Raw genomic sequence first — 10,751 nt, 5'->3', positions numbered from 1 at the left:
ATCGGTCGAGCGGCGAAGTGCCGCCCACAAGCTTGGTGCCTAGAAAAGCCTCCGCCAAGCTCAACTGGCCCGTCTGCTTCACTGCCATCGCGATTCCCTCAGACCGTCCACCTCAGAGAATCACAATCAGCGAATTACGCAACAGGCCCACAGGGGGAGATCGGCAGGGCAGAGGGGGGCACTGTCCCCTCGGCCTGTCAGTCGGAGACAACTACGTCGTCAGACCGTCATTAGCAGGTGAACGGTCAAGAGGCTGGCGATCCTTCGCGCCCCCCTCTGTCCTGCCGGACATCTCCCCCACGAGGGGGGAGATTGGATGGCGCTTCGGATTTCGCCAACCTCGAACGTCAAAGGCAGGGAATGAGAAGCGCAAAGCTGGGGCGATTATTCTTTGGGCACAGCAATTTTGTTCTTGCTTTGTGCCGGCAGCTATGCTACTAATTTGGGTATGGTGCTAACTGGCTCCAACGACCCGCCGCTTGGCGGGTTTTTTGTTTCCGCTCGATCTCGAGCGCAGGTCACGCCAAGATAACGACCACTGCGACCACCCCGAACAGCCCGATCAGCAGCAAGTCGGCGACCCGGTAGAGTTTCAGCGCCCGCCGGATGTCGGTGCTCTCGGCATCGCGGCGGCCGCCTTCGCCCATCAACGCGTCTTCGACCATGACGCCGTCATAGGAACGGGGGCCGGCGAGCGCCAGGCCGAGCGCACCGGCCATCGCTGCTTCCGGCCAGCCGGCATTGGGCGAGCGGTGCTTTTTCGCATCGCGCCGCACGGCGTGCCAGGCGGCTTTGGCATCGGCGCCCTTGACCAGGAAAGCGGCAAGCACGATCAGCAGCGCCGTCAGCCGTGATGCCGGCAGGTTGATCCAATCGTCGAAGCGCGCCGCCGCCCAGCCGAAGGCCTCGTGGCGCGGGGTGCGGTGGCCGATCATCGAATCGGCGGTGTTGGCGGCCTTGTAGGCGACGCCGCCGGCGAGCCCGCCAACGCCGATCCAGAACGCCGGCGCGACGACGCCGTCGGAGAAGTTCTCGGCCAGGCTTTCGATCGCGGCGCGGCAGACAGCGGCCCTGTCGAGCTTTTCCGGGTCGCGGCCGACGATCCGCGAGACGGCAATGCGGCCCATGTCCAGTCCGCCGCTGTCGAGGGCGTCGGCCACCGCTTCGACATGCTCGGCCAGGCTCTTCTGCGACAGCAGCGACGTCGCCAGGATTGCGATGACCAACAAGCCGAGGGGAATGCTCCAAAGCATGGCTTCGATCCAGAAGGCGAGGGCGGCCGGCACCAGCACGATGACCAGCAGCGCGAGCACGCCCCAGCGGCGACGGTGGGCGTCGGAATCAGTGGCGCGGTTGAGCCTGCCGTCGAGAAAGGATATCAGCCTGCCGAACCAGGTGACGGGATGGCCAATGGCATCGAAGAGCTGGGCCGGGTAGCCGAGTACAAGTTCGATGGCCAGCGACAGGAAAGTGATCAGGATCGACATGAAGTCTCTTGATGGAGTGACGGCGGCAGTGGACCACGGCGGAAGCCTTGGCCGGGCGAGGGCGCTTTTCCCTCACGCGCCGCTGCCTTTCGTCGACCTCTCGACCGGGATCAATCCGCACTCCTACCCGCTTTTCGATTTGCCCGCCACCGCCCTGTCGCGATTGCCGGAAGCAGCGCGTGCCCGCGAATTGGCCGAAGTCGCGGCAAGCGCCTATGGCGCTCCATCGGCGGCGAATGTCGCAGCGGCGCCCGGCACGCAGATCCTGTTGCCGCGCGTCGCCTCGCTGGTCAGCCCGGGCAGGGCGCTGGTGCTCGGGCCGACTTATGCCGAGCATCGGCGGGCAGCGGCGATCGCCGGCCATGCGGCGGCTGAAGTCGATGATTTCGAAGCCTTGGCGGCGGCCGACCTTGCCGTCGTCGTCAATCCCAACAACCCGGACGGGCGCGTCGTCGAGCGCGAAAGATTGCTTCGACTTGCCGCAAAATTGCGCGCCAGAGGCGGGCTGCTGGTCGTCGACGAGGCCTTCATGGATGTCGGCCCACGCAGCGAAAGTCTCGCTGGCGACGTCGACCAGGGCGGCATCGTCGTGCTGCGCTCGTTCGGCAAGTTCTTCGGCCTGGCCGGCCTGCGGCTTGGCTTTGCATTGACCGACGCGCTGACGGTCGAGCGGCTGCAGGCGCAATTCGGGCCATGGGCGATTTCCGGGCCGGCGCTCGAATATGGCATAAGGGCGCTTGCCGATACCGGCTGGCAGGCCGGGATGCGGCGCCGATTGGCCGAGGATGCCGCACGGCTCGATGCGCTGTTCGGCCGGTTCGGCGTGCCTGTCGCCGCTGGCACCGCGCTGTTCCGCTATATCAGGCTGGCGAACGCCGCCCGCCTGTTTTCGGTGCTCGGCCAGCGCGGCATCCTGCTTCGGCATTTCGCCGACCGGCCGGATGTGTTGCGCGCCGGCCTACCGGGAGCCGACGAAGAATGGCGGCGGCTCGAATCAGCGCTTGCCGGCTGGGCCTCGCGGCGCGACGATGATGCCAAGGGAGAAACGATCCAATGATCCATGTCTGCTCGCTGTCCAAAGTCGAGGAAACGGTGACGAAGACCGGGGCCGGGCGGCTGCTTTCGCTGCTCGCTGCCGGCACGGAGGTGATGCGGCCGGCCTCGATCACCAGGGAAAACCATCTGCACCTGGTCATGCACGACATTGCGGTAGCGCAGGAGGGCATGACCATGCCGGGCGAGGAGCATGTCTTGAACCTGCTCGATTTCGCCCGCCAATGGGATCGCTCGCGGCCGCTGGTGGTGCATTGCTATGCCGGCATCAGCCGGTCGACCGCCTCGGCCTACATTATCGCGGCAGCGCTGGCGCCGAAGCGCGACGAAGCCGAACTGGCCAAGACGCTGCGCGCGCTGTCGCCCACGGCGACACCCAATCCGCGGCTGATCGCAATTGCCGACGCACTGCTCGAGCGCGACGGCCGCATGAGCCGCGCCATCGAGGCGATCGGGCGCGGCGCCGAAGCGTTTGAGGGCACGCCGTTTGCGCTGAGGATCGAGGGCTAGTTACGCCAGCCAATCCGCCAGCTTTGCCTTGCGCACGTCCTTCAGCAAGCTGATGAAGCCGTCGGCTTGATGCTCGGCGGTGAGCCGGCCTTTTTCGGCGGTTGCAATGCTGGCGTCGCCGACCACGCCATTCGGGTTGAGGTCGCTGGCGATCCAGGCGAAGGCGTGCGTTCCGGTGTGGCGCAGCAGCGAAAATTCCCTTTCGGCGCGCGCAACCTTGGAGACGAAATTGTCGGCCTTGGCCATGTCGACGAGGTCGGGCCGGAAGTGCAGCATCAGCGAGGTCTCGACGTCGCCGCCATGAATGCCGTGGCGGTCTTCGAGGTCGGTGTACATGCCGGCCGGCCGGCCAAACCGTTGCCAGCTGGTCTTTACCGCCAGCATCTTTGCCCGCACGCGCAATTCGCGGGTGACGATGCCCATGATCTCCTCATTGCCGCCATGCGAGTTGACGACAATCAGTTTTCGCACGCCGGCGCGTGCGACCGACAGGCCAAGTTCGGTCCACGCCTCGACCAGGGTCGTCGCCGGCAGAGTGAGGGTGCCGGGCGCATGCAAATGCTCGTTCGACTTGCCCACCGCCTGAACCGGCAGGATGCGGATGTCGAGATCGCCGGGCAGGCGCGCGATCACCGTTTCCAGCATGCCGTTCATGATCGAGGTGTCGGTCGAAACCGGCAGATGGGGCCCGTGCTGCTCGATCGCCGCCAGCGGCAGAACGGCAATGGTCGCCTCAGGATCGACGGTCGCGTATTCGGTGGTCCGGTAGTCACCCCACCATACGCGTTTTTTTGTTCCGGCCATTTTTTACCTCGAAGAGACTGGATGCGCGCTTGATGAGGGGCGGCACCAACCTTTGTCGTGTAACTTGAGATCATCGGCCTGTCGATTCCAGCCGCTGGCCAGCGCTCCTCAACCCGCCGCGATGACCTCGATCTCGACCTTAAACTCCGGCCGGGCAAAGCCGGACACGATCATCAGCGTCGAGGCCGGCGCCGGACTGGCGAACAGCCGGTCGCGAACCTCCATATAGGGCCGCAGGAAGGCGCGGTCGGTGACGTAGGCGTTGATGCGGACGATGTCGGACAGGCCGAGCCCGGCCTCGCCGAGAATCGCCGCTATGTTCTGGAAACAGAGCTCGGCCTGTGCGCCGGCCTCCTCGGGGATCTGGTCGTCCGCTGTGGTCGCGACCTGGCCCGAACACAGCACCAGCCGCTTGCCGGGCGGCAGCTCGACGCCATGGCTGTAGCGGGCGAAGGGCGGCTTGATCGACTTCGGCGTGAGAAATTTGAACATGGCAATCTCCGTTCACGGCAGCGTAAAGCTGGATGTAGGCGGGCATCAAGATGGCGGTGCATGTCACGAGGGCGATTGTGGACAGGCGATCAAAAAATAGGCACGATGCCTCCCGTACAGCATGACCCGTCCGGCCTTCGCGCCGCCATTGCACAGGCGGGCATTGCACAAGCGGGCGGTCCCGACGCAACGCGCCGGTGGCATGTGTCTTGCTTCTTGAAACAATGGTGTCGAGCCCGGCGCGTGATGCGCCGGAGCGAACAAAGGGTGGTGTGGATGTACGGAAGACTCAAGATTTCGGCGGGCGTGATCGTGCTGCTTGGCGCAGGTACGCTTGCCGCGGCAGCGAACGAAAAAGTCACCTTCGGCACCAACTGGCTGGCCGAGCCGGAACATGGCGGTTACTACCAAGCCGTGGTGGATGGTACCTATGCCGCATGCGGCATCGACGTGACGATCATGCAGGGCGGCCCACAGGTCAGCGGCCGGCCGCTGCTGCTCGCAGGTAAGATCGATTTCTACATGGGCGGCAATCTGCTGTCGGCCTTCGATGCCGTGCAGCAAGGCATACCGATGCGCGTCGTGGCCGCCGACTTCCAGAAGGACCCGCAGGTCATCATGTCCCATCCCGGCCAGGGGCTGGACAAATGGGAAGACCTGAAGAACGCCGACCAGTACATCCTCGGCGACGAAGGTGCGCAGACCTTCTTCCAGTGGATGGTCACCGACCTCGGCTTCGATGCCGCAAAACGCGTGCCCTACACTTTCAACCCGGCTCCGTTCATCGCCAACAAGAAGTCGATCCAGCAGGGCTACGTCACCTCGGAGCCATTCGCCGTCCAGAAGCAGGGCGGTTTCACGCCGAACCAGTTCCTGCTGGCCGACTATGGCTGGGACACATATGCAACGACGGTCGAAACCATGCAGGAGACGGTCGACAAGCGGCCCGAGGTGGTCCAGTGCTTCGTCGATGGCTCGGCCAAGGGCTGGTACAATTATCTCTACGGCGACAACAAGGCCGCCAACGAGATGATCAAGAAGGAAAATCCGGACATGACGGATGAGCAGATCGCCTTCTCGATCGAGCAGCTGAAGAAGTTCGGCGTGGTCGATTCCGGCGACAGCGAAAAGCTCGGCATCGGCGCCATGACCGATGCGCGCATCCAGAGTTTTTACGACAAGATGGTCAAGGCCAAGGTAACACCGGCGGGCATCGACATCAAGAAGGCCTACACGCTGGCCTTCGTCAACAAGAGCGTCGGGCTCGACCTGAAGAAGTAGGCCGTGAAGCTGGAGAAAGTGGCGCAACAGCCAGGAAGCGTATCGGGGCCGACGCTGTTGGCGCTGCGTGGCGTCGGCAAGGTGTTTTCCAACGGCGTCACCGCGCTCAGCAATGTCGAGCTGACGATCCGGGAAGGCGATTTCCTCAGCCTGCTCGGACCGTCGGGCTGCGGCAAGTCGACGGCGCTGCGGCTGATTGCCGGCCTGTCGACGCCGACCTCGGGTGTGCTCGACTGGCGCGGCAGCGGCGCCCTCGATCGTTCAAATATCGGCGACCGCTCGAATATCGGCTTCGTCTTCCAGGAGCCGACGCTGCTGCCCTGGGCCGATGTCTTCGACAATGTCTGGCTGCCGCTGCGGCTGAAGGGTGTGTCGCGGGCCAAGGCGGCGCCGGCGGTGATGGAGATGCTGGCGCGGGTTCACCTGACCGGCTTCGAGAATGCCGTGCCGCGCGAATTATCAGGCGGCATGAAGATGCGCGTCTCGATTGCCCGCGCCATGGTAACCAAGCCGCGCATTCTGTTGATGGACGAGCCATTCGCCGCACTCGACGAGATCACCCGCTTCAAGCTCAACAACGATCTTCTGGAGCTATGGCAGGATGAGCGTTTTACCGTCGTTTTCGTCACTCACAGCGTCTTCGAAAGCGTTTTCCTCTCCAACCGCGTCGTCGTCATGGCGGCGCGGCCGGGCCGGGTGTTTGCCGAGCTTGCCGTCGATGCATCCTATCCGCGCGACGAGGCGTTTCGCACCTCGCCCGATTATGCCGCGCTCTGCCGCCAGGCATCCGACGTGCTGATCGGCGCCATCAACTCAACTGCCGGACCGCATCATGACGGCCATTGAAGAACAAGTCCTGGCGCTCGACCCGGAGGAGGCGCGTCGCGTTCGCCAGGAGCGCTTCGAGCGCATCGGCAGGTGGCTGCTGCCGCTGGCGATCATGATCCTGGCGATCTGGCTGTGGGACCGCGTCTGCGTCTGGAACGACATCCCGAAATATATCCTGCCGCGTCCCGGCGTGGTGCTGCAGACGCTGCACGACGATGCCGGGCTGCTGTTCTCCTCGCTGCTGGTGACGCTCAGGATCACCTTCTTGAGCCTGCTTCTCGCCGTCATCGGCGGCGTCGGGCTGGCAGTGCTGTTCGCGCAGTCGAAATGGGTGGAGATGTCGTTCTTTCCGTTCGCCATCGTGCTGCAGGTGACGCCGATCGTCGCGATTTTTCCGCTGATCAACATCTATGTCGACAACCAGACGACAAAGCTGCTGCTTTGCGCCTGGATCGTCGCCTTCTTCCCGATCCTCTCCAACACCACGCTCGGCCTCAATTCCGTCGACCGCAATCTGCGCGATTTGTTCAAGCTCAACGGTGCCACCCGCTGGCAGCAATTGCGCTATCTGCGGCTGCCGGCGGCGATGCCTTATTTCCTCGGCGGGCTGAAGATCGCCGGCGGCCTGTCGCTGATCGGCGCGGTGGTGGCCGAGTTCGTCGCCGGCGCCACCGGCCAGTCGTCCGGCCTCGCCTCGCGCATCATCGAGGCCGGCTACCGGCTCAACGCACCAAGGCTGTTCGCGGCGCTGATCCTGATCTCGCTCACGGGCATCCTGATCTTCCTGGTGCTGTCGCTGATTTCGCATCTCATTTTGCGGCGCTGGCACGAGAGCGCGCTGAGGCAGGAGCGGTGATGGTGGACAGCGCCGCCTTGATACCAGCTTCTGGTTCCTACCATCTCGCCAAGGTTCGGCTTCATGCCTCACTGACGCCGGGCTTTTCTGGAGCCTTCGATACCGACGGGTTTGGGCTCGCGGATATCGCCATCGCCGATGGCAAGATCTCCGGGATTACGGCGCATCGATCCAACGCACAGGCAGGCGCCATCGACCTTGGCGGCCGGATCGTCTTGCCCTGCTTCGTCGACTGCCACACCCATATCGACAAGGGCCATATCTGGCCTCGAAAGCCGAACCCGGACGGCACCTTCATGGGCGCGCTGAACGCAACGGGCGCCGACCGCGCGGCGCACTGGAGCGCCGACGACGTTGCCCGCCGCATGGATTTTTCGCTGCGCTCTGCCTATGCGCATGGCACCAAGGCGCTGCGTACGCATCTCGACAGCGTTGCGCCGCAGGAAGAGATCTCCTGGCCGGTGTTCGAGACGATGCGGGAGAAATGGCGCGGCCGCATCGAGCTGCAGGCGGCCTGCCTGCTCGGCATCGAAGGCGTGCGCGACAGGAAATGGTTCGAGAGGCTGGCCAAGCGGGTGGCTGCCGCCAAGGGCGTGCTCGGCGTCGTCACCTATATGGTGCCGGACCTCGAGGAACTGCTTGACCAGGTGTTTGCGCAGGCGATCAAGCATGGCCTCGACCTCGATTTCCATGCCGACGAGACCGACGATGTCTCGGCGATCTCGCTCAAGAAGATTGCCGAAGCCGCCCTCTGGAACGGTTTTGACGGGAACATCCTGGTCGGCCATTGCTGCTCGCTGGCGCGCCAGCCCGATCTCGAGGTGCTCGACACGCTGGACAAGGTCGCCAAGGCCGGCCTGGCGGTGGTGTCGCTGCCGATGTGCAATCTCTATTTGCAGGACCGGCGCGGCGATAACACCACGCCGCGCTGGCGCGGGGTGACGCTGCTGCACGAGATGAAGGCGCGCGGCATTGCCGTCGCCGTCGCCTCCGATAATACGCGCGACCCGTTCTACGCCTATGGCGATCTCGACATGCTGGAGGTCTATCGCACGGCGACGCGCATCCTGCATCTCGACCATCCCGTCGCTGACTGGCCGCAAGCGGTGACAGCGACGCCGGCCAAGGTGATGCGGCTCGATGGTTTCGGCACGCTTGCCGCCGGAGGGCCGGCCGATTTCGTCGTCTTCAAGGGGCGAAGCTGGACGGAATTGCTGTCGCGGCCCGAATCGGATCGCATCGTGGTGCGCGACGGCCAGGCGATCGAACGCCAGCTGCCCGATTATGCCGAACTCGATGATCTGATGGTGGAATGATGGATATTGCGGCGCTCAAGCGCGACCTGGACGGCCTCAAGGTCGACGACCATCCGGCGATCGTCCAGCAGAAGAGCCGCGACTTCTACTGGTACAGCCCGGTGCTGAAGCAGCAGCTCGAGCATGTCACCGGCGACCTGATCGTGACGCCGAAAACGGAAGACGAGGTCGTCCGCGTGCTCGCCGCCTGCCACCGGCATGGCGTGCCGGTGACGCCGCGCGGCAGCGGCACCGGCAATTACGGGCAGGCGATGCCCCTGTCCGGCGGCGTCGTGCTCAATCTCGCCGAGATGAACGCGATCAAGGCGATCGCGCCCGGTCGTGTCGTCACCGGTCCCGGCGCCGTGCTCGCCGACATCGACAAGGCGACGCGGGCGCATTCCGGCCAGGAGCTCCGCATGTCGCCGTCGACCTACAACACGGCATCGATCGGCGGCTTCGTCGCCGGCGGCTCCGGCGGTATTGGCTCGATCCGCTGGGGCGGCTTGCGCGACCTCGGCAACGTCATCCGGCTGAGGACCGTGACGATGGAGGCACAGCCCCGCGTCATGGAGCTCACCGGCGAGGACGTGCTGAAAGTGATGCACGCCTACGGCACCAACGGCATCATCACCGAAGTCGAGATGCCGCTAACCGCCAGTTATGACTGGATCGACGTCATCGTCGGCTTCGACGATTTCATGGATGCGGCCGGCTTCGGCAACGATCTCGCCATCCAGGACGGCATCCTGGCGAAGCTGATCACGCCGATAGCAGCACCCATCCCCTACGATTACTTCAAGCGCCACCAGCGGTTTTTCCGGCGCGGCCAAAGCATCGTCGTCCTGATGATCGCGCCGCATGCGATGGATGCCTTCCTCGCCTTCACTGCGCGCAGTAAGGGCGAGATCGTCTTTCGCGCCGATAAGGAGGCCGATCTCAAGGGGCTGCCGCCGGCCTATGAGCTGACCTGGAACCACACCACGCTGCGCGCCATCCGGGTCGACCCGACGATCACCTATCTGCAGACCCGCTACCCGTCGCCGGACCACCTCGGTCACGTCAAGGCGATGGTCGAACGCTTCGGCGACGAGGTGCCGGCGCATCTCGAATTTATCCGCTTCGATGGCGCCATCGGCATCGCCGGATTGCCGCTGGTGCGCTTCACCACGGCGGAGCGGCTGTACGAGATCATCCGCATCCACGAAGACAATGGCTGCTGGATCTTCAACCCGCACCGCTACACGCTGGAAGAAGGCGGCATGAAGCGGACGGATGAAGTGCAACTGGCTTTCAAGCGTGAGACCGACCCGCAAGGGCTGCTCAATCCGGGCAAGATGATCGCCTGGGAAAACCCGGACTATGATTATCGCTCAGGCAAGTCGTTCCTGTTCAAGGGGCTGGAGAAGACGGGTTGAACGTCCTCGTCCTCTACGCTCATCCGGTCGAGACCAGCTTCAATGCCGGCCTGCACCGGACCATCGTCGAGCGCCTGAAGGCCGCCGGCCATGTCGTGGACGACTGCGATCTCTATGCCGAGGGTTTCGATCCCAGGCTGACGCGGGCCGAACGGCTGTCCTATCACGACGAACGCAGCGACGGCGATCCGGCGTCGCCTTATGTCGAGCGCTTGCTGTGGGCCGAGGCGCTGGTGCTGTCATTTCCGGTGTGGAACTTCGGCTATCCGGCCATTCTGAAAGGCTTTTTCGATCGGGTCTTCCTGCCCGGCGTGTCGTTCAAGCTGGTCGACGGCAAGGTGCAGCCGTCGCTGCACAACATTCGCAAGGTGGCGGCGGTCACCACCTATGGCGGCGGCCGGTTCCGCGCCATGCTGATGGGCGACCCACCGCGCAAGCTGGTCAAACGGGTGCTGCGTGCGACGATCAAGCCCGGCGGCTCGGTTTCCTACCTCGCGCATTACTCGATGAACCTGTCGACCGGCGAGACGCGGACGAGGTTCGTGGCGAAGGTCGCGGCCAGGATGGACGCGTTCTGACGCGGGAGGGGATTTTTCCTTCTCCCCTTCTTGTGGGAGAAGGTGGATCGGCGCGTAGCGCCGAGCCGGATGAGGGGTGCTGGAAGAAACGCGGCGTGGAAAGATCGAGGGATGGGTGCGCTAAATTGACGAGGATGGGAGCGCTAATT

At 64.2% G+C, this 10,751-nt stretch carries 11 protein-coding genes; 8 read left to right on the top strand and 3 right to left on the bottom strand.

Annotated elements, in window-relative coordinates; genetic code table 11:
* Window positions 1–518 precede the first annotated feature (518 nt).
* Window positions 519–1,487, bottom strand: a complete 969-nt coding sequence (gene cbiB / locus NKH37_RS16585) for an adenosylcobinamide-phosphate synthase CbiB (protein WP_353005461.1) — start codon at window positions 1,485–1,487, stop codon at window positions 519–521.
* On the opposite strand from cbiB, the gene cobD reads away from it, so the two are divergent.
* Complete coding sequence (cobD, locus tag NKH37_RS16580) at window positions 1,486–2,544, top strand: threonine-phosphate decarboxylase CobD (RefSeq protein ID WP_352844392.1); 1,059 nt, start codon at window positions 1,486–1,488, stop codon at window positions 2,542–2,544. The two genes, cbiB and cobD, sit on opposite strands and share 2 nt — an antisense overlap.
* Window positions 2,541–3,050, top strand: coding sequence for a tyrosine phosphatase family protein (locus NKH37_RS16575; RefSeq protein WP_023719902.1), 510 nt, complete (start codon window positions 2,541–2,543; stop codon window positions 3,048–3,050). The genes cobD and NKH37_RS16575 overlap by 4 nt, the downstream gene beginning before the upstream one ends.
* Here NKH37_RS16575 and NKH37_RS16570 read toward each other — a convergent pair whose 3' ends face one another.
* Both NKH37_RS16570 and NKH37_RS16565 read right to left on the bottom strand, forming a co-directional pair.
* Complete coding sequence (locus tag NKH37_RS16570; protein WP_353005460.1) at window positions 3,051–3,854, bottom strand: creatininase family protein; 804 nt, start codon at window positions 3,852–3,854, stop codon at window positions 3,051–3,053.
* A gap of 108 nt (window positions 3,855–3,962) precedes the next feature.
* Window positions 3,963–4,346, bottom strand: a complete 384-nt coding sequence (locus NKH37_RS16565; RefSeq protein WP_023719904.1) for a RidA family protein — start codon at window positions 4,344–4,346, stop codon at window positions 3,963–3,965.
* A gap of 276 nt (window positions 4,347–4,622) precedes the next feature.
* On the opposite strand from NKH37_RS16565, the gene NKH37_RS16560 reads away from it, so the two are divergent.
* Genes NKH37_RS16560 through NKH37_RS16535 form a run of 6 tightly spaced genes read left to right on the top strand, consistent with a single transcriptional unit; the run spans window position 4,623 to window position 10,602 of the window.
* Complete coding sequence (locus NKH37_RS16560) at window positions 4,623–5,627, top strand: ABC transporter substrate-binding protein (protein ID WP_023719905.1); 1,005 nt, start codon at window positions 4,623–4,625, stop codon at window positions 5,625–5,627.
* Window positions 5,628–5,630: 3 nt separating this feature from the next.
* Entirely contained in the window at window positions 5,631–6,473 is an 843-nt protein-coding gene (locus NKH37_RS16555) for an ABC transporter ATP-binding protein (protein ID WP_023719906.1), read from the top strand.
* Complete coding sequence (locus NKH37_RS16550) at window positions 6,460–7,311, top strand: ABC transporter permease (protein WP_352495936.1); 852 nt, start codon at window positions 6,460–6,462, stop codon at window positions 7,309–7,311. Before NKH37_RS16555 ends, NKH37_RS16550 begins: the two co-directional genes overlap by 14 nt.
* A 17-nt stretch (window positions 7,312–7,328) precedes the next feature.
* Complete coding sequence (locus NKH37_RS16545; protein WP_352791268.1) at window positions 7,329–8,627, top strand: cytosine deaminase; 1,299 nt, start codon at window positions 7,329–7,331, stop codon at window positions 8,625–8,627.
* Window positions 8,627–10,024, top strand: coding sequence for an FAD-binding oxidoreductase (locus NKH37_RS16540; protein ID WP_084642772.1), 1,398 nt, complete (start codon window positions 8,627–8,629; stop codon window positions 10,022–10,024). The genes NKH37_RS16545 and NKH37_RS16540 overlap by 1 nt, the downstream gene beginning before the upstream one ends.
* On the top strand, window positions 10,021–10,602 hold the full coding sequence (locus tag NKH37_RS16535) for an NAD(P)H-dependent oxidoreductase (RefSeq protein WP_023719909.1): 582 nt from the start codon (window positions 10,021–10,023) through the stop codon (window positions 10,600–10,602). The genes NKH37_RS16540 and NKH37_RS16535 overlap by 4 nt, the downstream gene beginning before the upstream one ends.
* The last annotated feature ends 149 nt before the right edge of the window (window positions 10,603–10,751 follow it).

Source organism: Mesorhizobium sp. M1217 (genome assembly GCF_040318275.1).
Lineage (GTDB): Bacteria > Pseudomonadota > Alphaproteobacteria > Rhizobiales > Rhizobiaceae > Mesorhizobium.
The sequence above is the reverse complement of the archived record's forward strand: the minus strand, read 5'-3'. Positions and strand labels throughout refer to the sequence as shown.